This window comes from Synechococcus sp. MU1648, assembly GCF_023630615.1.
Taxonomy (GTDB): Bacteria; Cyanobacteriota; Cyanobacteriia; order PCC-6307; family Cyanobiaceae; genus Parasynechococcus.
In genome coordinates this window covers 1-21,730 of sequence record NZ_JAKUHI010000017.1, presented here as the reverse complement: position 1 = coordinate 21,730, position 21,730 = coordinate 1, and the positions used below count along the sequence as shown (strand labels likewise).

Annotated in this window: 28 protein-coding genes; 17 read left to right on the top strand and 11 right to left on the bottom strand. The window is 58.6% G+C overall.

The window, feature by feature from the left end:
• The first annotated feature begins 45 nt into the window (after positions 1-45).
• Genes NCN06_RS12335 through NCN06_RS12320 form a run of 4 tightly spaced genes read left to right on the top strand, consistent with a single transcriptional unit; the run spans position 46 to position 2,520 of the window.
• A complete protein-coding gene (locus NCN06_RS12335) occupies positions 46-1,419 on the top strand; it encodes a hypothetical protein (protein ID WP_250399003.1) in 1,374 nt (457 codons plus the stop codon).
• A 3-nt stretch (positions 1,420-1,422) separates the two neighbouring features.
• On the top strand, positions 1,423-1,992 hold the full coding sequence (locus NCN06_RS12330) for a 4'-phosphopantetheinyl transferase superfamily protein (protein WP_115025264.1): 570 nt from the start codon (positions 1,423-1,425) through the stop codon (positions 1,990-1,992).
• Positions 1,985-2,218 (top strand): hypothetical protein, encoded by a 234-nt coding sequence (locus NCN06_RS12325; protein ID WP_250398992.1) that lies wholly within the window; start codon positions 1,985-1,987, stop codon positions 2,216-2,218. Before NCN06_RS12330 ends, NCN06_RS12325 begins: the two co-directional genes overlap by 8 nt.
• Positions 2,219-2,277: 59 nt before the next feature.
• Positions 2,278-2,520 carry a hypothetical protein gene (locus NCN06_RS12320; RefSeq protein ID WP_226422355.1) on the top strand — a complete coding sequence of 81 codons (243 nt, stop codon included), beginning with the start codon at positions 2,278-2,280 and terminating at the stop codon, positions 2,518-2,520.
• Positions 2,521-3,131: 611 nt separating this feature from the next.
• On the opposite strand, the gene NCN06_RS12315 is transcribed toward NCN06_RS12320, so the two are convergent.
• The 6 genes from NCN06_RS12315 to NCN06_RS12290 all read right to left on the bottom strand — a co-directional run bounded on the left by NCN06_RS12315 (position 3,132) and on the right by NCN06_RS12290 (position 6,519).
• Positions 3,132-3,293 (bottom strand): hypothetical protein, encoded by a 162-nt coding sequence (locus tag NCN06_RS12315; RefSeq protein ID WP_250398991.1) that lies wholly within the window; start codon positions 3,291-3,293, stop codon positions 3,132-3,134.
• 348 nt (positions 3,294-3,641) lie between these two features.
• Complete coding sequence (locus NCN06_RS12310) at positions 3,642-3,788, bottom strand: hypothetical protein (RefSeq protein ID WP_250398990.1); 147 nt, start codon at positions 3,786-3,788, stop codon at positions 3,642-3,644.
• A 941-nt stretch (positions 3,789-4,729) separates the two neighbouring features.
• Positions 4,730-4,954 carry a hypothetical protein gene (locus tag NCN06_RS12305; RefSeq protein ID WP_115025260.1) on the bottom strand — a complete coding sequence of 75 codons (225 nt, stop codon included), beginning with the start codon at positions 4,952-4,954 and terminating at the stop codon, positions 4,730-4,732.
• A gap of 65 nt (positions 4,955-5,019) precedes the next feature.
• Positions 5,020-5,277: a hypothetical protein gene (locus tag NCN06_RS12300; protein WP_250399005.1), complete on the bottom strand. Its 258-nt coding sequence runs from the start codon at positions 5,275-5,277 to the stop codon at positions 5,020-5,022.
• A gap of 131 nt (positions 5,278-5,408) precedes the next feature.
• Positions 5,409-5,678, bottom strand: coding sequence for a hypothetical protein (locus tag NCN06_RS12295; RefSeq protein ID WP_226422358.1), 270 nt, complete (start codon positions 5,676-5,678; stop codon positions 5,409-5,411).
• A gap of 637 nt (positions 5,679-6,315) precedes the next feature.
• On the bottom strand, positions 6,316-6,519 hold the full coding sequence (locus NCN06_RS12290; RefSeq protein WP_226422359.1) for a hypothetical protein: 204 nt from the start codon (positions 6,517-6,519) through the stop codon (positions 6,316-6,318).
• A gap of 1,924 nt (positions 6,520-8,443) precedes the next feature.
• On the opposite strand from NCN06_RS12290, the gene NCN06_RS12285 reads away from it, so the two are divergent.
• Positions 8,444-8,689 (top strand): hypothetical protein, encoded by a 246-nt coding sequence (locus tag NCN06_RS12285; protein ID WP_226422360.1) that lies wholly within the window; start codon positions 8,444-8,446, stop codon positions 8,687-8,689.
• Between the two features lie 562 nt (positions 8,690-9,251).
• Here the strand turns inward: NCN06_RS12285 and NCN06_RS12280 are convergent.
• From NCN06_RS12280 to NCN06_RS12270, 3 genes are all read right to left on the bottom strand, one after another.
• Positions 9,252-9,473 (bottom strand): hypothetical protein, encoded by a 222-nt coding sequence (locus tag NCN06_RS12280; RefSeq protein WP_226422361.1) that lies wholly within the window; start codon positions 9,471-9,473, stop codon positions 9,252-9,254.
• Between the two features lie 277 nt (positions 9,474-9,750).
• Complete coding sequence (locus tag NCN06_RS12275; RefSeq protein WP_115025254.1) at positions 9,751-10,020, bottom strand: hypothetical protein; 270 nt, start codon at positions 10,018-10,020, stop codon at positions 9,751-9,753.
• 25 nt (positions 10,021-10,045) lie between these two features.
• Positions 10,046-10,507 (bottom strand): L,D-transpeptidase, encoded by a 462-nt coding sequence (locus NCN06_RS12270; RefSeq protein ID WP_115025387.1) that lies wholly within the window; start codon positions 10,505-10,507, stop codon positions 10,046-10,048.
• Positions 10,508-10,592: 85 nt separating this feature from the next.
• On the opposite strand from NCN06_RS12270, the gene NCN06_RS12265 reads away from it, so the two are divergent.
• The gene (locus NCN06_RS12265) at positions 10,593-11,756 is read left to right on the top strand and encodes a hypothetical protein (protein ID WP_250398989.1); all 1,164 of its coding nucleotides are present in this window, start codon (positions 10,593-10,595) and stop codon (positions 11,754-11,756) included.
• Between the two features lies 1 nt (position 11,757).
• On the opposite strand, the gene NCN06_RS12260 is transcribed toward NCN06_RS12265, so the two are convergent.
• Positions 11,758-12,231 (bottom strand): CBS domain-containing protein, encoded by a 474-nt coding sequence (locus tag NCN06_RS12260; RefSeq protein WP_250398988.1) that lies wholly within the window; start codon positions 12,229-12,231, stop codon positions 11,758-11,760.
• A 31-nt stretch (positions 12,232-12,262) separates the two neighbouring features.
• On the opposite strand from NCN06_RS12260, the gene NCN06_RS12255 reads away from it, so the two are divergent.
• Positions 12,263-12,799: a CDP-alcohol phosphatidyltransferase family protein gene (locus tag NCN06_RS12255; protein WP_250398987.1), complete on the top strand. Its 537-nt coding sequence runs from the start codon at positions 12,263-12,265 to the stop codon at positions 12,797-12,799.
• On the opposite strand, the gene NCN06_RS12250 is transcribed toward NCN06_RS12255, so the two are convergent.
• Complete coding sequence (locus NCN06_RS12250; RefSeq protein ID WP_250398986.1) at positions 12,768-13,688, bottom strand: NAD-dependent epimerase/dehydratase family protein; 921 nt, start codon at positions 13,686-13,688, stop codon at positions 12,768-12,770. The two genes, NCN06_RS12255 and NCN06_RS12250, sit on opposite strands and share 32 nt — an antisense overlap.
• 71 nt (positions 13,689-13,759) lie before the next feature.
• Between NCN06_RS12250 and hisA the strand changes: the two genes are divergently transcribed.
• From hisA to proB, 10 genes are all read left to right on the top strand, one after another.
• Positions 13,760-14,527, top strand: coding sequence for a 1-(5-phosphoribosyl)-5-[(5-phosphoribosylamino)methylideneamino]imidazole-4-carboxamide isomerase (gene hisA, locus NCN06_RS12245; protein WP_250398985.1), 768 nt, complete (start codon positions 13,760-13,762; stop codon positions 14,525-14,527).
• A 128-nt stretch (positions 14,528-14,655) separates the two neighbouring features.
• Entirely contained in the window at positions 14,656-15,024 is a 369-nt protein-coding gene (locus NCN06_RS12240) for a Fur family transcriptional regulator (protein WP_226408286.1), read from the top strand.
• A 67-nt stretch (positions 15,025-15,091) separates the two neighbouring features.
• Entirely contained in the window at positions 15,092-16,690 is a 1,599-nt protein-coding gene (locus tag NCN06_RS12235) for a DUF3685 domain-containing protein (protein ID WP_250399002.1), read from the top strand.
• Between the two features lie 15 nt (positions 16,691-16,705).
• Positions 16,706-17,272, top strand: coding sequence for a thylakoid membrane photosystem I accumulation factor (locus NCN06_RS12230; RefSeq protein ID WP_226422363.1), 567 nt, complete (start codon positions 16,706-16,708; stop codon positions 17,270-17,272).
• Positions 17,273-17,336: 64 nt separating this feature from the next.
• Positions 17,337-18,497, top strand: coding sequence for a F420-0:Gamma-glutamyl ligase (locus NCN06_RS12225; RefSeq protein WP_115025248.1), 1,161 nt, complete (start codon positions 17,337-17,339; stop codon positions 18,495-18,497).
• A gap of 38 nt (positions 18,498-18,535) precedes the next feature.
• The gene (locus tag NCN06_RS12220; protein WP_250398984.1) at positions 18,536-19,567 is read left to right on the top strand and encodes a hypothetical protein; all 1,032 of its coding nucleotides are present in this window, start codon (positions 18,536-18,538) and stop codon (positions 19,565-19,567) included.
• Positions 19,567-20,043 (top strand): Holliday junction resolvase RuvX, encoded by a 477-nt coding sequence (ruvX, locus tag NCN06_RS12215; protein ID WP_250398983.1) that lies wholly within the window; start codon positions 19,567-19,569, stop codon positions 20,041-20,043. Before NCN06_RS12220 ends, ruvX begins: the two co-directional genes overlap by 1 nt.
• A 20-nt stretch (positions 20,044-20,063) precedes the next feature.
• Entirely contained in the window at positions 20,064-20,618 is a 555-nt protein-coding gene (locus NCN06_RS12210; protein ID WP_115025245.1) for a DUF3727 domain-containing protein, read from the top strand.
• Positions 20,606-21,127: a YqeG family HAD IIIA-type phosphatase gene (locus NCN06_RS12205; protein WP_226407940.1), complete on the top strand. Its 522-nt coding sequence runs from the start codon at positions 20,606-20,608 to the stop codon at positions 21,125-21,127. The genes NCN06_RS12210 and NCN06_RS12205 overlap by 13 nt, the downstream gene beginning before the upstream one ends.
• A partial coding sequence (proB, locus tag NCN06_RS12200; protein ID WP_250398982.1) for a glutamate 5-kinase occupies positions 21,124-21,730 on the top strand: 607 nt, incomplete at its 3' end. The genes NCN06_RS12205 and proB, both read left to right, overlap by 4 nt.

Here is a 21,730-nt window from a genome sequence, read left to right as displayed (position 1 = left end):
CCCAAGCGGAGCAGGCAGCTCCGCAAGAGATGGCTGCTGCTGGCGATGCCGTTCGTGGTTTTCGGCGGCTTGATTGCTCTGGCGCCTGTCGCTCCCGAGCGCTCCGATCGCGGTGCCCGGGATGTCAGCCCTGCTCAACAGAGACGGTTGGATGCTGAGCCTTTCAGCTACATCCCAGACGACGAGGTCTACGCCCTAGATCTCGATCCAAGACGGGTGCGGTTCGGGTTGCTGGAGGGCTGGGATCGTGAACAGGACGCTTACGAGGACAGCGCTGCTCTGGCCTATGTCTCAGGCCCCATGTATGAGCGCCATGTGGACAATGCTGGCCGTGAGATCACTGTGCCTCTAGGCGATCTCAAATTCGGGAAAAAGGTCTGGCGTGGGCGGAACCGCACGGCCTCACGGCAGCGTGCCTATGTCGGCATCCGCCATGACGGCAGCATTGATTTCGGCTATGGGGAGCTGACCGATACCCGCAGCCAGACCTACGACACCTTCATCGGTGGCCTCCACAGTCTCTACAACGACCTCGAGGCGCCACCCGAGAGCTACAAGGGGGCTTACAGCATCAGCATGGGCCAGCGAATCCGTTACTACCTCCCGCGGATCCGCATGGTGATGGGACTGCGGCAGGACGGTCGCATGGAAGTGTTGATGAGCCGTGACGGTCTGACCCTCGAACAGAGCAAGGAGCTGGCCCATCGCAGGGGCTACCTCGCGGCTTACATGCCGGATCATGCGTCGAAGAGTCGGTTCATCATTCCTGGGGTCAAAGGATTCACCGAAGAGGACGCGAACTGGATCAGTGGTGGGGCGACCAGCTTTGTGCATGTGCCTTACATGCTGCGGTTGAGCCCGCGCCAGATCCCTCTGCAGGGCAACCTGATCGCTGGTCTGACGCCAAAACTGGTGATGGATGAGGCCTGCAATGGCCCGGCCGACTGTGTGTCGTCCTTCGGTAACCATCTCGCTGATCGCGCCCTGGCGGGGTTGAACAGGGTGATGGAACAGGGTGTCGAACCCTTGGCCAGGATGATTTGGGGACCATCAACCCCCATCAAGCCTGGGGCCCCTGCCGATGCCGGTGACGCTGGGGTTGATGTGGATCGCGCTCCTTTGCGGGAACCCCCCATCACGGCGGATCCGTTGGTCTTGCGGGAGCAGCCTGCCTTGATTCGGGAGCTGGAACCTGCCGAGCCCGATCCGGATGACAGTTGGATCGAGCCGCAGCCTTTCGCGCCGTTACCCCCCGATCTGCCGCCGCCGATCGTCCTCGATGAGCCCACGGCCAATCCCGCAGAGGTTCTCCTGGCGGAGCCTGTGGATGCAGTGACCTCTGATCTCCTTCAGGAGGCGCCGCCGCCACCTGATCTACCGCCCCTCCCGCCGGTGCCCCTATCGGTTGAGCAGGATTGAGTTTTGGAAACCGAGTGGTCCTGGTGGCCCATTCCCGGCACGCAACGGCGGGTCTTGGTGGCGCGTCTGCCCCAGCCCTCGACGCGAGCCGTGCAGCGGGCGTTGAGTGACACACTCACCTGCCGGCTGTTCGCCGATGCAGGACACGTCGTTGCTGTGGATGACATCGGCCGCACGATCTACGGAAAGCCCCAGGTGCGTGATCACCCATTGCACCACAGCATTTCCAACACCAGGTCACTCACCATCGGGGTGTTGGGGCCCGGTCCGATTGGCGTTGATGTGGAAGTGCTGGATCGGCCTTTGCGCGTGGCGCCCGATCTCTTGACGCAACGTCTGTTTGCCTCTGCCGCTGAAGCAACGGACTGTTTGGAGCATTGGACGCTGATTCAGGCCTGGACGGCGAAGGAAGCCGTGTTGAAGGCAGCGGGGCTGGGGCTCGCTGGAGGCCTCGCCAACGTGAGGATTGCGCCGGACGGGGCCGCGGCACGGCTGCATGGCTTGCGCTATTCGCTCAGCCTGTTGAAGCAGGAGGGCTTCAGCGTTGCTGTCGCAGAGTGCATCCGTGGCTAGAGGAAGGGATGGAGCATCGGAAAGCAGCGTGGTAACTCGACTTCAGCAACGTCTCGCCGAGGCCAACAATTTTCAGAAAGCGTTGATCACGTCCCTTCTCGCTTGGGTGGCCCTGGGAGTTTGGAGCTATCTCATCGTCGTCCCCATCCTGTCGGCCGTGGCATTTCTTTGGCTTGGGGTGACCGGCTGGCTCGTCTGGCAGATCTGGCGCAAACCAGCCTCCTGAGAACTTAAGAAATGAGGTTCAACAACTTATGATTCTCGACGATTTTTGGTTCGGGTTCGGTGGAATTCACGGTAGTGATTCTGAGTGAGCAGGTCGGCTCATATCCACAAATTATTTGGACCGAGTGGAAAGATCGCAATCGCAAGCAGATGAAAAGTCAGGGAGATCTCTGGTCGATGGCAACACTTTCTGGAGCCACAATTTGGGATTGTTTGGAGAGCAATCAAATTGATCGCCTCCATCTCGTTCAATGGAAGCCTGCCGAGGATTCGATGTATCAGGTCAGCCTTCCGCGCAGGTGAAGTCTCTGTTGGAGTTGCAACCCCTGCGGCTCATCAGCCGTTGGCTGGCTTCGTGAGCTTGTAGATGTTCAAGGCAAAGAGGGCCAGTCCAAAGCTGCCGAACAGGACGAGCAGGTCTTGGGTGCTGACAGCCATGGCTCTCGTTACAAAACTATGTTGACTAATGTAACGGAGGCGCAGGGATGCGTCATCTAGTCGTTCCTAGGGGGCCGTGGGCGGTCCTCTTTTTTATGACCTACCCCTTTGGTGCCACGAAGACAGACCTCGAGAAAGCTTTTCGCCTCCCAGACGCCCCTTCCTCTGGGGAAACTCAGGACCATGAGCCTGCTGCCCTGTCTGAGTCAGAGTTGGCAGTCGTTTTGCACGAACACCCAGGCGTCTGAAAGTCGTCTTAATGAGCTGCGTGCATTAGGAATGAGCTCAAACAAACTTCGCCCTTCTTGAGGGCACACCTCTGAACTGCATCGGGGCTTATGAGCCGGTGATTCAATTTGTGGGCAGATTGTGGGCAGATTTTGATCCCAGCGTGATTGTTGATGGCATGCAGGTGTCATCTCGTACGCGTGGGCAAGCTTTGTCAGCCGGTGTCGGTTGATGTGTGGTCTAGAAGTTCACGAGGAGAAGCGGTTCAATTTTTTCCTCTTGATGACACAGCCGGCAATGCCGCAAATCACTTCGTGCGTCTCGTCGTTTCGTTGGATGTCGGTTGGTTTGTCAACAGTTGCAAGGCGTTTGCCGATCCTGCGAGCTTCCTTGAGCCACTGAAATGTCATCTGGTCAAAAGCCAAGAGGTGGACAGTAAAAAGGCAAGGTCCCACCCCTGCCTCTCCTTCTCACGACGCATGAGGAAGACCTATGAGCTACCTCAGCTCCACTGTCGACCGATTTGATGCAAAAGAAATCGGTTCAACAGCTCATTGCCAAAGGGTCGTCAGCCAGTGCGCTCTCTCGGGTCGCTAAGGGATGGTTGTTGATGTGCTTTCTTCTTGTTTTTTTGGTAGCAACCAAGAAACAGAACGTTCGTATCGCGTCTGGTTTCTCCTGCGCTTCACTGGGTCTACATACCTGATTGGAGAGCTACATCGTTCGCGATGTCTGGTCTTTCCAGTCGTCTTTGGCTTCTAGGCCGCGGTAAACCAGGAGCAGCACGTTCCAACGCGGTAGGCCAGGAGGATGAAGACCCCGATGGCTGCTGTGCTGAACGAAATTCCCATGGCTAGCTGACGGTTCTTCTCTTCAGCGGCCAAGTCGAATTGGGATTCGTTCAATGAAGATCTTCCGTTGCAAGGAAGCGTAGGCCATTTTGTATCGGTCGCGACACTTTTGAGTGGAAATACTGATGAACGTTGGCGCTCGATCTGGCAGGGTTTTGAGTCTCCGCCATGTCGTTGCCTGGAAAGCTCGCCGTTCGTGGGGCTGAGTTTTGAACAGCAAGGTTGGTTTTAGAGGGGACAGCCCCTTTGCATGCGCTCCATAGGCCAATGCAATGCCTTCACTCAATACCCCGGGTTAACCCAAGAAAGTCACGTCTCTGCGCGGTTGATGGACCTGACGGGAACGAACGCAGTCGAGCAGGATGCTCGACTCGCTTCCGCTTTGATTCTGTGGGCTGACATATCGATGCTCTCAAGCCGCCACATCGACATCCTCGTAGCCCAAGAAATTCACCACTTTCCTCTCCTGTCTTGAGGCAAGTGCTTCTTCTGCTAACCGAATGAGCTGTTGCTCTCTTGCTTTGATAGCGGTTTGCCACCTCCTCTTCGGCTTCTGATTGACAATCATGATCGAGCCCCTGGGCGGCAGGTACTTAGCTGGATTCATTCGAATCGCTTGGACGATGGAGATTAAGGATCTATTTCTTCTCAAATCGATTGTTTACATACTTATTTAAGTAGGTTCATGCTGATACCTAACTTTGGTATCTCATTGAACACTTGAAGGGCTGAGGACTTGTTGTTGCAGGATCCACGGCCTGCCTGTCATCGCTTGACGCATACCAACGAACTCTGAACCCTCTCTCTGCGTGGCGTTGGCATTGCTTTGTGGTCATCGTTATTTCATAAATCGGGAGCCCACGATGATGCCTCCGTCAAAAGCGCAATGTACTGCGCCGACAGGTGTTTGAGAACTCAGGCTTGGTCTATTTGTCTACAAAGTCCACCACGGAAGCTGGCGATACACACTCACTCGATCAAGCCAATCCAAGCGCTCAATGCTGCCCCCAGTCGAAGCCGAATCGCTTTTGAGCGGCAGTCTCCATCTCTTTCCGGATTTGTTGCATTGCCTCGCGGGCAAAGGCCTTCTCATTCTCCTGGGCGGTAATGATCTGCTTCGTGAGGGCACGTAGCTTTTCAATGTCCTTACAACTGTCAATCTCCCTGAATGCGGCTTCTAGATGAAACCTTTGTTCAACTGATAGATGGTGGTTGGTCATCAGAAAAAGTGAGGCTAGATACAGCCCTGGTTTCAAGCCAGGGCCGCTTGGGTGTTAACGAATAATCAGGCTGCAGAAATGCTAAAAGGTGCCGCCGGATAGCTTGTTGGCATTGGATCGGATTCGCCCGCAGCAAGAGCTTTGGCACGACGATACATGTCGCTTTTGGTTGCACCTCGGGCTTCCATTGCTGCAGCAACGACTGCCCAATTACGGATTTCAGTTGACATCTTTTGAAAAATATTGACTGCACAAATGTCGCAAGAACTGCATTCAACTGTGAGGTGGATAGCCGCCTGCAGGCCGAACCACAGTGACGGCAAGTGACTGCTAGCAAATACGGATCCAGCTTCTCAATTCAGAAGACCCCTGTTGCGCTCAGGCAAATCAATGTTGTTGCTAGAAGCACCCAGGCAACCAACTGCAGCCACTGTGTTAGTGGAGTTCCCATGGCTCAGTTGAGTGGGTCGTCCCATAGAGGTGGCTCGTCAAACTCCTCCAAAAGGGAGTTGGCTTCCAACTCTTTGCCCATCACAAGGAGGCGCACAATTCTGTCCCAAATAAAACGAGTCAGGTCTTCTGCCTCTCTCCCCTGGTGCCCGGTCTCGAACTTGATGGGCGGGACATCGCCTGTGTCGTCGTGGAACTGTGTGGTCAACGCCACGCGGTAGGAGGCTGCTACATCTCCGTCGTAACCCTCCTCGATTTGCAGATGACGTATCAACGGACCCCGTTCCCTTCGTCAAGTTGAAAAGCAGACATTGCTTCGCCCTCTGCAAAGCAAGGAGGCATGCTGAAGGCATGCAAGCCAAGACGTCAGAAGGTTTAGAGGTCCTCGTTGCTGTGGTTGTCACTGCTGGCTTGGTGGCAGGCAACCTCGTTTTGTTCTCGCCGTTGCGCGTTGATAACCGTATACAACCTTCCTCAGCAGTCCAAAAGATTGAATCCACACCGCGGTGACTTCAGCCTTGGTTGGATCGTTCACCAGTACATCAGCCAATCTCACTGGCTTGACCAGCATGGGGCAGGTGACTGGCTCCCTCTCATGGCGGCAAGACAGTTCAGGACGTTCCGATTTTCCATCCGATTCACAAACTGATGGAAGTCAACCTTGGTCTTCTGATAATCAGGGTGTTGTCTGAAAGGAGCACACATCAGCTTCACAAGTTCGTGTCGTTCTGGCTTTAGTTCCAGGTTGGGTAGTTGAATCATGTCCCTCTGGTGACCTACCACCAGTGTTTCCAGAGCTTCGAGAGATGACATCCCTGAAATAGGGGAGCGGTCCAAATGAATCAATCCCTCAGATGGGGGAAGTCATTCCCTATTGATGCAGCAATGCTGTGAATACAGGGGAAAACCTATCAAAAAAGCCAATAAGAACCATCATGAAAAATTTCACACTGCCTTTTCTGGCCGGCGTAGCTGGCGCCTTTGTTGCTCTCGGTGTCGCTATCTCCACTCCCCCAAAAGCAGAAGCTGGCGGGATCTATCGGAATAACAATGGCGGTGGCGGGGTTTTGTTTGATGCAGCTGACCACTGCCCAGCTTGAGATGAGTAATTCCAACTACAGCGAGTCAAGGGAATCAGGCCGATACTCCGTCCAACGGCAAACGGCTTGTGACCCCTGAGGAGCAGTACGTGAAATGTATGGATGCTGCCTATGCCGCTGCTGATCAAGAGACTTGCCACAAGATGATGCGAAAGGCAGAAGGTGTTCTGCGAGGGGAGTTTGGTGCTGAGCATGCAGCCGATGGTGCTGGAGAGGAAGCGTTCGCAGCCTGAAGGGACTATCCCCTTGTTAGTCCTAAAAGAACGAATTCAATTTCGACCCTGTGTGGCGTTGCAGTTGTTGCTAGGCAGTGTTAGCGCTTTTAGTTGATTTACCTTGAAAAGAGTCGTCAGCCTGCCAATGGGACTTCTGGTGAATGCATTAATTGTGTCTCCCGCTTGCCCAAAAAGTTTCGAAGGAAAACGTAAGTGCAATCAACACCGCCAGGATGCGCGCTGAATCCATTAACGGTGGACTAAGCAACTACAGAGCAGCGAAATGTATGTACGCCACAGGTAAGGGAGGGGGCGACTGCTTGAAAAATGCCAGCGACGGCTTCTTGTTCGTCTTTGATGGTGGCGCCCCAGGCTGGCAAGAGGCAGCTTGAGCCACCAACGGTTGAAACTGAAATCCTGATCTCTGATGACGGAGCTTCTGTCTTGGAGGTCGTGTACAACGGCGATCCGCGTTAACCGAGACCCCCCCCACACACACCACCACATGTAGTGGCCAGGCCACAAAAAAGCCCGCTGCTGGAGCGGGCCGGATGATGGGGGCGTTCAGACTACCCCCAATAGCCGCTACATGCAGGGTCGCAGTCTTTGGAAAGACAATCGTTATGCAACTACACCACAGCATTAAGTGACTTTGTAGAACACCACATCTAGGGCATCTATGAGTACTATTCTTCCAACGCATCAAGATTTGGTGCAGATGGCCGGGTGATGGGGATTGCTACGGCTTTGAGAACCACTCCACATCTGGGGTGGTTTTTTTGTCTGCACCGAGCGTTTTATACCGACCCTGAATTTTGGATCAAGGCGAGGCAGCCGCCGTTTGGTCAGCTGTTGAGCTGCACCCAATGACCTTGCGAATTTCAACCGCTCTCCATTGAGCCCCTTTGATGCCAGTCAGCCTGGCCTCACAAGTGCTGGGTCTGGCTTAGGGGTGATCCACTTGAGTCTGTTGGCAGGAGAGGCGAGCGCTTCGATGTCGTTCCCTGCCGCTTGCTTCCATGGCCTATCGCTTGGGAAGAGCTGCAGGGATTGACGAGCTGCACACGAGATCCCCGAAGCTGCTGAGTGGAAGCACTGGCCGGTGGGCTGAAGATGGTGGGGCGGTATCCCTACGCCCCGCACTCATGTTCAAGGCTTTGCCCTATGCACTGTGGCTTTTGTGCAGAAAAAAGCCCCGGTGTTCGATGCCGGGGCTACCGCCTCTCATGACGTGACTCAGGTCTAGCAGGCTGCGTAAGTATTTATGCGTACGGTTAATACGGTCTTCCAGTAAAAAGCCTTCGCTAGCGAAGCGAAGGCGGGCATTGAAGTGGGCGATCAAGCTGGCAGCGCTCGGCGGGGGTGATGCTGAGGTCGCTACGAGGTGCAAAAGGGGAAGGCAGCGGTCGTTGTTGCGATCCTCGATTCGATCCGACAAGAAACTCTGAGCAAAGCCACACTGGCGACATGGCAAATAAACCCTGGTTCCAGGCCAACATCCATGCTCCCGGCACAGGCTTTGCGCTGTTGGTCATCGCGTTCTGCTTGCTGATTCAGACCATTCCATCGGCGATCTGCGTATTGACCCCAAGAAATGGATGGGATCCACCGCTGTCTCCAGAGAGGGTCAGATACTGCAAGGGCGGTTAATTGAGAGGCCTCTGAAGCAGGAATATTCCGATAACCAATCCAAGCGGAACACCTCAGGCAGTCACGTTCAGGTCATGACCTGCGACACGCGCAGTAACCCTCATTGGGTTGACAAAGGGTGCATCATCAATATGTTCGCTGTGAACTTTTCGATGACAAACGTCCGCGAGATGGTCAACCTCCATCTGCCAGTTGTGCTCAAAGTGATCAACAGTGCTGCATTGGTCGTCATTGCATTGTCTTCCCTCTGCGCGGCTGACTCTCTGAAAGAGATGGCAGGCGAGGGTGCTGCTTCAGCAGTGATTGTCGAGACGGACTGAACGTCTCAGTAGGAAAGGGGGCGTTTCGCTCGCCCCCTTGAAGGCCGTGAGTCCTGCTTCCCAGGCTGAATCAGTCATTCAACTCATCTGTTGTCTAAGCCGCATCAGAGCAGATGGGATTGAGTGGAGCGACTGCTTGAACATCTCCGAGGAAGCGACCTTCGCCTTCTGGCTCGACAGGGTCAGTACCCAAAGAATTGGCGCAAACTCTTGGCAACGACCTGGTAGAGGGAGATGGGCTGGGTACCTAAAGAGAGGTAAAGCCTGGTTGCTTTTGTAGTAGTGCGCTACAGACTTCAATTTGTACGGTGCAGAGACCGTGCGCTGGAGGGTCGGGGGTGGTGCCTCGGCCTTTTTCTTTGGTCGGCCTGCCGAGGTTGATCCAGAGGGCTCCACCACGATTGAGTGACATGGCACAACAAAGCCTGTTACTGCGCTGGGCCGAGTGAGGTGTGACCACGTCATGTGGTCACGTCTGATCCATGCCTCAAGACTCCCTGCATTGCCCAGCTCCTGCTGGGAGAACTTGTCGCAGCACCACGCTCCAAGGATCCTGACAGCTTCAAGTGTTGGCTATGCGGCGGCATCCAAGACCTTGAGGAGCCAGTTGCGACCGAGCTGCTTTTGGGTTGGTATCTGGGGATGAGCCTTTCGTCAGATCGGGGCATAAAGCTTGCTGGAAAAATCCTTCTCTCAGCTGATTTCCCTTGTCGGCGATGGCCAAATCACGCATCTCTTTCTTGTTGATTTTGTTTGGATGAGTGTTGAGCTTGAATTTGAACATCTCCTGGCCTTCCTTTCTCCTAGAGACAAGTATTGCATCAGTCTGATTTGTCGCCTAAGGGGTGATTCCTTTGGCTCATCACCGTCAGGAATGAAGGTTTTTTGTTGTTTTGACGTCGCCGCTTTTCTGGGGATTGCTTTCGCTTTTAAATAATCTCTGAGAAGGTATTCCAGGAGCGCATATAAACCAGTTTTATTCCTGAAAGCTTCGCCGGGTCAATGCTATTTCGCGGTCAATGCTGTGCCCTTTGTTTCGCCTCTTCGATCATCAAAACCGATCAGCGCTTGAACACGCCGTTGCAATCTCCAGGGGCTGGTTTCACAAAGCAGTGACCCTCTGGTGACCAATATCCAAGGGCCGGAAACGAAAGGCCTTGGGCCCGTGCTTCGGCGTTGACAGCAGCAACACCTCGGGCCTGGATCAGCACGTTTCCGTCGCCATCAACAAGGTCAAGGAAGTCATTTTCTTTGGTTTCCTCCGTCGGGTTGGCATGCCCATGCAGGGGAACAACCGCAACCACACAAGCAATCAGTAGGAAGCGCAGCATCGAACTTGAAAGGGAATAAAGGAGATCAGTTGCTGGTGACGACCACAGGTGTACCCACCTTGATCCGGTTGTACACCTGAATCACGTCGGTGTTCAGCATGCGGATGCAGCCAAGGCTGACTGCGGCTCTTAATTTCACCCAGTTGGGCCATGCGGTGCCGTGGATGGCGTATTCGCCTGTCCCGATCTGCACGTAAGCCACGTAGCGCACTCCCACGGGGTTCTTCGGACCGGGAGCAATGACCTTGCCCTTCTTGTGATACACGGGCTGCGGGTCCATTTTGGTGACCGAATAGCTTCCCGCCGGAGTCGGTGATTCCGGTGCGCCGATCGCCACGGGGTACTTGCCAATCACCTTGCCGTCATCAAGGAGGGTGAGATATCGGTCTTTGAGGCTGATCTGGATGGAGGTTTCGGCTTGCGCCGGAACCACGGCCATCGCGCCAAGGCCCAACGCCGCCGTCAGGAGGAGTGAACGAAGCTGCATCGGTTTGCGCAACAGGCGACCGCAGGCATTTTGACCTATTCGAAAGGGGCTAGCGTCATCTCGTCGCTTTGCCTGTGCCTGAACGATGACCCGCTGCTCCTCAATCAGCCGTGTCTTGGCCGCTGGGGCGGCTGCTGTTGTGTCTGCCCTCGCGTTCAACATGCCCTCCAGGGCTGGCTTCACGGCCGAGCAGCTGGCCGGTTTTGAAGTCACCCATCTGCGTGGTGTGGTCAATGCCGTGCTGCCGAAGCAGAAGGTGATCGAGGTGATCGATCCAGAGGGTCATAAGGAAATCGTCACGGTCGGAATCGACATGGCGCCGCTTCGCCTTCGCAAGGGAGATCGCGTGGATGTTTCCGTGTTGGACGGCCTGGTGGTTGATCTAGATCGCAGCAAAGAAACAACGCTGAGCTTCAATCGCGAAGACATCTACATGCCAATGGACATGGGTCCCTTGAAGAAAGGCATGCGGGTGGCCCTGGCTTCAGGTACAGCAAGGGTGTTGAAGGTGTCGGCGACCGACCGCAGCCTGAGCCTGATGGGACCGCTCGGCGGCATCCACAACCTGGATGTTGTGATGCCCAGTGGCAGTGATCTCTTCCCTGCGCTTAAGGCAGGCGATCTGGTCGATTTCCGCTTGATTCAGCCCGTGGCCGTTGGCATTGATCGGGTCTCTTCACCCGCTCAAAAGGCAGGGTCGTCACAGAAACAACCCTTGTTGAGTGCCGTTCCTGCTCGCACCAGCAGCTTGAAGGCCGAGCTGCTGGAGGCATTTGAGCTCTCGCAGGTGAAGGGAACGCTGCTGCAGTTCAAGCCTGGCCAGCAGGTGATGGAAGTGCAGAGCCCCTACGGGCACAACCTATTGATCACCATGGGTGGCGAGCTCAAAACAGCCGGTCTCAGCAACGGTGATGAGGTCATCATCGACATCCTCGACGGGCTGGTGGTGGATCTGCGCAAAAGCTCTGTGAACAACCTCACGTTCACACGCCAAGACGTGATCTTGTCTGAGGATTTCGGTGAGGTACGCAGAGGAGCCCGGGTGGCGATGGCCACCGGCACCGCTGAAGTTGTGAAAATCTCCGAACAAGACCATGAACTCAGCCTGAGGGGGCCTTTCGGAGGGGTCCACAACCTTGATGTTCGCAATGGGCTCAATGGCGATCCGCTCGCCCAGCTCAAGGTGGGTGACTTCGTCAGTTTCCGTTCGATTCAACCCATTGCGATCGGGATTCGGCCGGCCCTCTGATTCAGCCCGCGTTATGGGAGGCGAGGGCACGCACCACATCACCTCGGGTGATCACGCCGACGGGACGTTGGTTCCCATCCAGGACGAACAGGCGTTGCGTTCCCCGTTCATGGAGCTGGGATGCTGCCTTTGGAAGCGCTAGGTCGATCCCACAGCTATGGGAGTCCTTGCGCATGAGATCGCTCACGCTCGTGCCGAGGACTTGGTGCACTTGCTTGTCCCAACTCAGGGGATTGCGCAGGTAGATCACGCTGTCCAGCAGCATGACGTAAGGGCCGGCATCAACGCCACTCTCCCGAACCATCAGATCCTGCTCTGTCAGTTCGCCGATCAGACGCCCTTCCGTATCCACCACCGGCAAACCGCTGACGTGGTGGTCACTGATCATTTGGACAGCCTGCTGCAATGGGGTCTCGGGCGTGACAGTCAGAACGGGCTGCGTCATCACATCAGCCACCGTGAGCTGCAGGACCATGATCGGAGTTGAGCTATCCGCATTCTGAGCGTTGTCTCTGCCTTTGCGTTCGATCGCCAACGGACTCACCGTGGCGCGAGCGGTTGCCGGTCTACCTCTCGTTATCGCGTTGCAGCTGGGCTGGCAGGGCTGGGCCTGGTGGTTGCTGCTGCTGGCGGGTCTCAGTGATGCGGCCGACGGCTGGCTCGCGCGCCGTGCTGGGGGTGGAAGCAGCTGGGGTGCGCGTCTGGACCCCCTGACCGACAAAGTGCTGATCGCGGCTCCATTGCTCTGGTTGGCGTCGTCCGCGGTGCTCCCGCTCTGGGCCGTCTGGTTGCTGCTTGCCCGTGAATTACTGATCTCGGGATGGCGAGCCCAGGCCAGTGATGGGGCGCCTGCATCGTTGTCGGGAAAAGTCAAAACGATTCTTCAGTTCGTCAGCTTGTTGTTGATGCTCTGGCCCTCCGGCTGGATCGGTTCTCCCTGGCTGCCGAGCCTGGGCTGGTGGCTGTTCTGGCCATCCCTCGCCCTGGCTCTGAGTTCAGCTCTCGCCTACATCACTCCCCGATCAGCGCCACGTCAGAACTGAAGTCCGGCTCAGCGGTTGGGTTCAGGGCATAGTCATTGGTGTAGCTGTCGGCCAGGCCCTTGGCCAGGTCAAAGCTTGGTTGCCAGGCCAGTTCGCGTTCGACCCGAGTGATGTCGGTGAGGAAGTGATTGAGCCGTAAAGGGAAGGCCTTTCGGGCCTTCGGGTCGAGCTCGCTGGGATTGAAACTGCGCAGGTCGAGGCCGTCGGGATCACGACCGCAAGCCACCGCTGCTGAGCGAATCAGGCCCCGGAAGGTGATGCCCTGCTTACCGGAACAGTTGTAGATGCGGTTGGCTGCAGCATCCACCTCGATGCAACGGGCCATCGCTTCAGCCAGATCCTCTACATGGCCCAGTTGGGTGATGGTGCTGCCGTCGCCGGGGAGCGGAATCGGTCGGTTGTGAACGATGCGATCGAAAAACCAGCGTTCGACGGGGTTGTAGTTGCCAGGGCCGTAGATGTAGGTCGGCCGGAAGCTGGTGAAGGCAATGCCTTCACGCCGCAGCCAGGCTTCGGTGTCGGCCTTGCCGGCATGACGGCTCTGCGGGTCGGTGGGGCTGGACTCATCCAAGGGCCACTGGTCGGAGTCGGCGTAGACCCCGGCCGAACTCACGTAAACGAAGCGATGGCTTGGGGCCCCGGTGATGTCCACAACCCGGCTGCTGTCTTCTTGCTTGCGGCCGGAACTGTCGACGATCACATCGAAGCTTCGGCCCTGAAGCGCACTCAATCCTTCATCGCTGCTGCGGTCGCCACGGAGGTGTTCCACGCCGGCCGGGACAGGGTTCTTGCCGCGGGTGAACAGGGTGAGTGCATGGCCCTGGGCCTGCAGGCGGGCTACCAGGGGCCTGCCCACGAAGCGGGTTCCCCCCATCACCAGGATCTTCATGCACTTGGGCCCGAAAAGCGCAGCTATTGAAGCGTGGCGCTGCAGGATGGTGGGTCTCTGGTCCGACCCCGATGGAGATCATCCCCGCCATTGATTTGCTCGATGGAGCCTGCGTCCGGCTTCACCAAGGGGATTACAACCAAGTGACGCGCTTCAGTGAGGATCCCGTCGCTCAGGCCCTCAGCTGGCAGAGCCAGGGGGCGACACGGCTGCACCTGGTGGATCTCGATGGCGCCAAACGGGGTGAGCCGATCAATGACGCAGCGGTGCGGGCCATCACCGCCGCCCTCGACATTCCTGTTCAGCTCGGTGGTGGCGTGCGCTCACTCGAACGCGCCGAAGAGTTGATCGCCTGTGGCCTGGACCGGGTGATCCTCGGCACGGTGGCCATCGAACAGCCGGAGTTGGTCCAGGAGTTGGCCCAACGCCATCCCGGCCGCATCGTGGTCGGCATCGATGCCAACGACGGCCGGGTGGCGACCCGGGGATGGATCGAGCAGAGCGATGTTCTGGCCACCGATCTGGCTCAACAGTTCAGTGCTGCCGGCATTGCCGCGATCATCACCACCGACATCGCCACCGATGGAACCCTCGCCGGCCCCAACCTGGATGCCTTGAGAACCATGGCGCAATGCAGCGCTGTTCCTGTGATCGCCTCGGGTGGCATCGGTTGCATGGCTGACCTCCTGGCGCTTTTGCCGCTCGAGCCCCTCGGTGTTTCCGGGGTAATCGTTGGGCGAGCTTTGTATGACGGCCGTGTCGCCCTAGGCGAGGCCATCGCCGCGATCGGTGCTGCCAGGCTTCAGGACGTCACCGCAGTGGCTTCAGACATCGCCTGAGCTGGTCTTGGGCCTTATGGTTGATGGATCAGGCACCTTTTGTGGTAAGAGCAGCCGCCACTAAGACCAGCACGCTGTCCCCTCCGGGCAGCTTGCAGCAGGTGTTTGAGCAATGCCGACGGCTGGGAATGCGCCTCAGCCGCCAAAGACGCATGGTGCTGGACCTGCTCTGGAGTGAAAAAAGCCACCTCAGTGCTCGAGATATTTTTGAACAACTGAATCTGAGGGGTCGCAGCATCGGCCATACCTCGGTGTATCAGAACCTCGAAGCCCTGCAGTCGGCAGGCGTGATCGAGTGTCTGGATCGTGCGAGTGGTCGCTTGTACGGCTATAGGAGCGATCCCCACAGCCATCTCACCTGTTTGGACAGCGGTTCGATCGAAGATATCGATGTCGTTCTCCCGCCAGATTTGTTGCGTCAGATCGAACAGCGCACCGGCTTTCATATCGAGTCGTACACGCTGCAATTGAACGGCAGGCGCGCACTGGAGGATTGAGCAGAAGCTCGTTACCTTGAGCCCAACTGCTTGGGTTCAGCGCTTGGCCTCTCCTTCACCGGTGCGGATGTTGCTGCTCGCTCCGGATCTGCTCGGAGAGTCGCTGGCGCTAAAACTCACGTCCGCCCATGACGATTGGGAGGTTGTTCTTCGCCCAGAGCGACTGACGGGGTCTCCGGCCTTGGTGATTTGGTCGATCGACCGCGTGGCCTCGTTAGCGGCGATTCAACAGGAGCTGTTCGCATTGCAGGAGCGCTGGCAACCGGCCCCGGTTCTGCTGCTGTTGCCTAGCGAGATCCGGTTGTCGCGGGAGCAGCTGCTGGGTCTGCCAGCGGCCGGCTTGCTTCAAAATGCCGATTCGCAGAGCCTGCAGAACTCGATCGAAATCCTGCTGCAGGGGGGGCGGGATATTCGTCTTGAGGCCCCTTCGGAGGGGAGGCGCCAAGACCAGACCATGGGCCTTGGGCAGTGGCTGTTGGTGAGTGGGTTGCAGCAGCTGAGCCGCGAGCTCGAGTTGGTGGAAGTCATGCTGAATCCGCCCCCGCAGCAGGCGTTGCTCTTCGCGTTGCTGACGGGTCGTCGTCGCGAACTTCAGTTCGCCAAAGGGCTGCTGCTCTGGCTCTGGGGGCCACTCCAGCTCGGTCTCGAGGATGCAGCACCCCTGACCTCAACGGCGTCATCTTCCCCTGGATCACCGACGACCACGGCGATCAGTCTCAGAGAACGCAATGCCGTTGCTGTCTGGGATGCCATCCGCGACCGCATTGATGGCTCGGTTCAGGCTGGACTGACCAATTCCACCGGTCGTCTTCTAGCGATTGAGGGATTGCATCCAGAGCGGCGCCGGGAGTTGCTGCTGGCCTTGCTGCAACAGCTCGATCAGGTTTTGCAGCGTCTGCGTACCCGCCAGGACGGTACGGCGATGGCGCAGGCTTGGGATTCCCTGCAGCCGGAGTTACGCCAGCAAGCGCTCACCGCCCTGGCGGGCAGCTATGTCCAGATCCCCTGCAATGGGGAGCTGCAACCGGTCGTGGCGTCACTGCTGAGCCGTGCTGATCTCACCGGGGCGGATGGAGAGATGCCTGATCCAACTGGGATGCTGGCTCCGCTGGTGGCAGATCAACCGATGCTGGTGAACGGGTTGCTGTTGCCGGCGGATGACCCCAGGGCATTCCTGCAGCTCGAAACGCTGGTTAGCAATTGGCTGGTCAGAACGGCTGAACTGATTGGGGCAGAACTCCTCGATGCTTGTGGTGACTGGCCTGAGCTGCGTCGTTATCTCCTGCGCGATCCCCTCCTGGCGACCCGAGAACTCGATCGCCTCAGAAATCGCTTGAACACTCAGCTGCGTTGGGCCGACTGGGTCGAGCGCCCGATCCAGCTCTATGAGAGTCAGCGCACCTTGTTTCAGCTTCGGGCTGGTCGCATCGAACCGCTGCTGCTGACGGAGCCCCGTGACAACGAGTTGAATCAGCTCGGTTGGTGGCAGCGACAGGTGGCGTTGCTGTTGGAGGCCAGGGATGCCCTCGCACCGCAGGTGCAGGCCGTGGTGCGTCGAATTGGCGATCTTGCCGTGATCCTTCTAACCCAGGTGCTGGGCCGGGCCATCGGACTTGTTGGGCGTGGCATTGCCCAGGGAATGGGTCGCAGCCTCGGCCGCAGTTAGGGCTCCGGGTCCACAATGGCGATCCGCTGCTTCGGCTTGATGCTTGCTTTGGTGCGCTGTCTGATCACCGTGTCGATCGCGCTGCTGCTCCATGTCGCCCCAGCGTCCGCTGTGTTGAACAGCGACAGCTACGACGGCAACATCTATGCCCTTTATGCCGGCAACGGCTCTTTGGTTCCTCCTCCCAACACCCTGGAGGACTCCCTCGCGGAGGGACGGACAGCTGTGATCGTTTATTACCTCGACGACAGCGCCGTCAGCAAACGCTTCGCCCCGGTGGTGTCGGAGCTGCAACGGCTTTGGGGACGCAACATCGATTTGCTGCCTCTCCCAACCGACCCGCTTCAGGGACGAGAAGCGCTTGGGCCGGCTGACCCCGCCACCTACTGGTCCGGAGCCATTCCTCAAGTGGTCGTGATTGGCACGGATGGCCGGGTTGTCTTCGATCAGAACGGCCAGGTCCCTCTGGGGGTGATCAATAAAGCCATCAGCGCATCCACCGGACTTCCGGCTCCTGATTTGGGCCGGATTAATCAGGAAGGCAGTTTCAACGAAGTGAACATCGAAGTCACGGCGAACTGAGACGCCCACAGCCACGCCGCCTACGCTGCCGGCCAGTTGTCCCGGTCGTTGAGCCGGATCCGCTGTGTCGCTGCTGTTTGCTCCGCTTGGCCTTGGACTTTGTGTGGCCTGGCTTGAGCTCCGTCATCGTCTCCGGCCAGCGTCTCCTTTGCGGATGACTCCCCTGGACTGGCGCGTGGACGAACTGGGCGGCCGTCTCCGCGTTGAAGGTGTGCTGGAGATCAGCAACCCCCATCCACGCATGGAGGTTTTTGTGCCGGAACTGCGGGTCGAACCCGTGCTTCTGGGCTCGTCAGACCCCGCCGGTCTGGAGGTCAAAACGCGGATCATTGCTGACCATCCCGATGAGGAGACCCGGGAAGATGGCTACTGGCCGGCTTACATCGTCAAGGGCCGTAAGAGCACACGCGCCAAGGTCTCGATCGAGATCACCGGTCCTTCTCCCTCCGCTCGGGTCGACAGCCTCTGGGTTGATGCTCACTGGCTGAATTACGGACCATTTGGTCGGTTGCAGCGCCGTCAGGGTGTGCTGGTTCCACTTCGGCGTCCTGAACCACTGCAGCCCGATCAAGCCCGCTTCAGAGAAGGAGAGGGGTGCCGTGTACTGCCGCTGCGAACCCACTTGCTCGGTCCGTTGGATGATGCCATTGCGGTCTTGCGCACCTATGCCGCTGACCTGATTCAGCCCGGTGACATCCTCACCATCGGGGAGACCCCCGTTGCGGTGATCCAGGGGCGCTACCGCCACCCCAGTGAAGTCGAGCCTGGAATGGTCGCGCGTCTGGCTTGCCGGGTGTTCCACCCCACCAGCAGCCTGGCTACAGCTTGCGGGATGCAGACGTTGATCGATCTGGTGGGGCCGACCCGGGTTCTTGCTGCCTTGCTGGGGGGGCTGTTGATGAAGCTGGTTGGTATTTCCGGAGGGTTCTATCGCCTTGCTGGTGATCAGGCCCGTTTGATTGATGACATCACAGGAACCACGCCCCCTTATGACCAAACCATTGTGCTCGGTCCATCCCGTGCCGAGCAGTTCTGTCGTGATGCCTCTGCCGAACTCGGTGTTGACGTCGCCATCGTGGACGTCAACGACCTCGGCCGCGTGAAGGTTCTGGCCTCCAGTCCCGGTTGTGACGAGGGATTGCTGGGGAGGGCCCTGCGTCCCAATCCCGCTGGCAATGCCAATGAGCGCACCCCACTGGTGTTGGTGCGGCCAGGGCTGGAATGAGCGATACATTGTGATCAGTTGGGGTTGGAGGGTGTCCGGTGACAGAGCCCAAGACAACCTCAATTCGCATTGAGCCCCTTAATCCGGCCCATCTGGCGCGGTGGGTTCAAGATGCGCCGGTTGAGCAGCTGTCGCGTTTTCAGGGCTTTTTGATCGGTGAATGGCTCTCTTCAGTGGAGCAGCGCTTCCCTGATCTGCTCCCCAGTCGCTCGCCGCGTTGCTTGCTGGCCCTCGATGGTGACCGCCCAGTGGCCAGCGTTGTTGCCCGGCCGTTCAACCGTCGTGGCAGCTGCTGGATCCTCCAATTGCCGGAGCTGCTTGGCCCGGTTGATGATCACAGTCATCGGATGGTCCAGCAGGCCCTGCTTCAGCAGGCCCTGCAGTCCTGGACGGCCCAGATCTGCAGCTGGGTGATCCGCTGTCCGGCCACCGATGCCGAGGCCATCGCCCTGCTGCGGGAGCTTGGTTTTCAACCGCTTCGCCCGTATCAGTGCTGGTGTCCACCTGGTGGCGAGGTTGAGTCAATGGGCAGCGATCAGCTGCCTGCGGGTCTGCGTTGGGCGGCACTGAACCGCCGCACCGCCCAGTTGCTGTGGCCGATTGAGCAGGGCGGTAGCCACAGCCACCTGCGTCAGATCACCGACCGCCATTGGCTGGATCTGCTGGACAGGAGCGGACCCGGCTGCGGCGTGCTCATGGCCGGAGACGCTGTTCTGGCGGGCTGCATTCGACTCCCCGATGCAGGAGAGGCCGGTCTTGTGGAGCTGATGCGGGACATGGCCTGGGATCCACGGCTGGATCAGGCCCTTCCCAGCGTCTTGAACGGGATCCTTCAACGCGGCCGCCCCCGCGGGCTGCTCACGGCTTTTGACGATGCACCCCTCAGCAAGATTCTGGAGGCGGAGGGTTGGACCCGCGGTGATGAGCAGCTGCTGCTCGGACGCAGCATGTGGCGTCGTCAGTCACCCCAGCGCAACCTGCAGCTGACGCGATCGCTGGATCAGGTGCTGGGTCGTCTGCGGCCCCAGGGCACACCCCTTCCCACACCAAGCCTTGGCGATCGGCGTTGATGCGTCCGCGACCCTGTTCGATCCTCAGCCTGGATGTGGGCCGGCGGCGCATCGGTCTGGCCGGTTGCGATGCTCTCGGCATCAGCGTGACGCCCCTCGCTGCCCTGCGTCGAGGTCGGTTTGATGCCGATCTGATCGTTCTGCGTGCCCACTGCCGTGAACGTTCGGTGCAGGGCCTCGTGGTCGGATTGCCCCTGGATGCTGCGGGCCAGCCCACGGCCCAGGCGGAACACTGTCGGCGCTACGGCCTACGACTGGCCACTGCCCTCGCCCTGCCCCTGGCTTGGGTGAATGAGCACAGCAGCACCTGGGCGGCCGGGGAACAATTCGGGCTAACGGGGGACCGCAGCGGACGTCTGGACAGTGCTGCCGCTGCCCTGCTGCTGGAGCAATGGCTTGCGGAGGGTCCGGAGCTCAAACCGTCCCAACAGAGTGCTTCAAGGTCGGGCGCCGGGGCGGCCGATGGTGGATCCTGAGCCCAGTCAGAGTCGCGTCGATGTCTGAGTCGGGACCCGGAAAGAGCAGCGATCACCCCACCCTGCTGGTCCGCGATCGCGAGGGCCATGACCTGCTGTGTTTCCTGGAACATCTGATTCCCCTCGAGGGGCAGGACTACGCCTTGCTGTCACCGGTTGACACGCCGGTTTCCCTGTTTCGGCTCAATGACGATGCTGAGCCGGTGCCGATCACGGAAGTCGCCAGCAGTGAGCCGATTCTTTCGGTGGCTGATGTGGTGCTCCAGGAGCACGACCTGGTCTTGGTGCGATCGGCGATCACCCTCACGGTGAGTGGTGAATTGGATGAGCCGGATCAAGATGATCTCGATGAGCTGGAAGAGGACGACGACGTTGACGAGGACGCCGAGACCTTTGAGCTGTTGGTGAGCTTCATGGTCGAAGCGGAGGAATACGGCCTCTACATTCCGCTCGACCCGTTCCTCGTTCTGGTGCGGATGGTGGACGGTCAGGCGGTGCTGCTGAGCGACGATGAGCTGGACCGTGTTCAACCTTTGATTGAGGCGGAACTGGAGGAGCGTGAATGGCCGGATTAACGGGACAGCACTGGTTGACTCCTGATTGGGATCCACGGCTCACCATTGCCCAGCTCTCGCTGCCCCATCTCACTGCCCATGGTCTGAGGGCCGCGGTTATTGATGTCGACCGCACCCTTCTGCCCGGTCGTGATGTGACCCTGCCAGGCCCGGTACACGACTGGTTGGTCGATGCAGGCCGCCGCATGCAATTGCACTTGTTCAGTAACAACCCCTCCCGCGATCGGATCGCCGCAGTGGCCGATCAGCTGGGGGTCAGCTTCACCTCCGGGGCTGGAAAGCCGCGCCGTGGAGCATTGCGCTTCGTTGTTCGCGATCTCGCGGTGCCACCGACCACGATCGCAATGATCGGTGACCGCCTGTTCACAGATGTGCTCTGCGGCAACCGCATGGGGCTCTACACGGTGTTGGTCCGACCCGTTCGGGATGACGGCAAGCCCTGTCGCCATGACCGTGTACAGCGGCTTGAACGCGCCTTGGCGCGTTGGATGGGGGCGCCTTCAGCATGACCCTGTGGGTCGTGAAAATCGGCACCAGCCTCCTGAGGGGTGAGACCGCTGCAATCATTGAGGGCTACGCCCGTTGCTTCGCAGCGGCCATGGCCCGTGGTGATCAAGTGGTGCTGGTCACCAGTGGTGCCGTCGGGCTGGGCTGCCAGAAGCTGGCCATGTCCAGCCGACCGGACACGGTTGTGGCTTTGCAGGCTGCTGCGGCCATCGGCCAGGGCGCGCTGATGGCTCTTTATGAACGCGCCATGGCCCGTCATGGTTGTTCGGTGGCGCAGGTGCTGCTGACCCGCTCCGATCTGGCGGATCGACGTCGTTATCAGAATGCTTCGGGCACCTTGAGGCAGTTGCTGAGCTGGGGGGTGATGCCGGTGATCAACGAGAACGATGCCTTGTCGACGGCGGAGTTGCGTTTCGGCGATAACGACACCTTGTCGGCCCTGGTCGCCGCAGCCGTTGAAGCGCAGCAACTGATCTTGCTGACGGATGTTGATCGGCTGTACTCCTCGGATCCCCGGGTCGATGCCGACGCCGAGCCGATCTCGGATGTTCGCCACCCCAGGGATTTGGACCAATTGGAACAGGGGGCTGGGGATGGTGGTCGCT

Coding starts and splice junctions, on each gene's coding strand:
- ruvX (WP_250398983.1), top strand. CDS start 19,567: ATGCGTCCGCGACCCTGTTCGATCCTCAGCCTGGATGTGGGCCGGCGG.
- NCN06_RS12265 (WP_250398989.1), top strand. CDS start 10,593: ATGACCCGCTGCTCCTCAATCAGCCGTGTCTTGGCCGCTGGGGCGGCT.
- NCN06_RS12230 (WP_226422363.1), top strand. CDS start 16,706: ATGGCGATCCGCTGCTTCGGCTTGATGCTTGCTTTGGTGCGCTGTCTG.
- NCN06_RS12240 (WP_226408286.1), top strand. CDS start 14,656: ATGCGCCTCAGCCGCCAAAGACGCATGGTGCTGGACCTGCTCTGGAGT.
- NCN06_RS12315 (WP_250398991.1), bottom strand. CDS start 3,293: ATGACATTTCAGTGGCTCAAGGAAGCTCGCAGGATCGGCAAACGCCTT.
- NCN06_RS12210 (WP_115025245.1), top strand. CDS start 20,064: ATGTCTGAGTCGGGACCCGGAAAGAGCAGCGATCACCCCACCCTGCTG.
- NCN06_RS12205 (WP_226407940.1), top strand. CDS start 20,606: ATGGCCGGATTAACGGGACAGCACTGGTTGACTCCTGATTGGGATCCA.
- NCN06_RS12260 (WP_250398988.1), bottom strand. CDS start 12,231: ATGGTCCTGCAGCTCACGGTGGCTGATGTGATGACGCAGCCCGTTCTG.
- NCN06_RS12270 (WP_115025387.1), bottom strand. CDS start 10,507: ATGCAGCTTCGTTCACTCCTCCTGACGGCGGCGTTGGGCCTTGGCGCG.
- hisA (WP_250398985.1), top strand. CDS start 13,760: ATGGAGATCATCCCCGCCATTGATTTGCTCGATGGAGCCTGCGTCCGG.
- NCN06_RS12250 (WP_250398986.1), bottom strand. CDS start 13,688: ATGAAGATCCTGGTGATGGGGGGAACCCGCTTCGTGGGCAGGCCCCTG.
- NCN06_RS12305 (WP_115025260.1), bottom strand. CDS start 4,954: ATGACCAACCACCATCTATCAGTTGAACAAAGGTTTCATCTAGAAGCC.
- NCN06_RS12235 (WP_250399002.1), top strand. CDS start 15,092: ATGTTGCTGCTCGCTCCGGATCTGCTCGGAGAGTCGCTGGCGCTAAAA.
- NCN06_RS12280 (WP_226422361.1), bottom strand. CDS start 9,473: ATGTTCAAATTCAAGCTCAACACTCATCCAAACAAAATCAACAAGAAA.
- NCN06_RS12335 (WP_250399003.1), top strand. CDS start 46: ATGCCGTTCGTGGTTTTCGGCGGCTTGATTGCTCTGGCGCCTGTCGCT.
- NCN06_RS12275 (WP_115025254.1), bottom strand. CDS start 10,020: ATGCTGCGCTTCCTACTGATTGCTTGTGTGGTTGCGGTTGTTCCCCTG.
- NCN06_RS12285 (WP_226422360.1), top strand. CDS start 8,444: ATGACCTGCGACACGCGCAGTAACCCTCATTGGGTTGACAAAGGGTGC.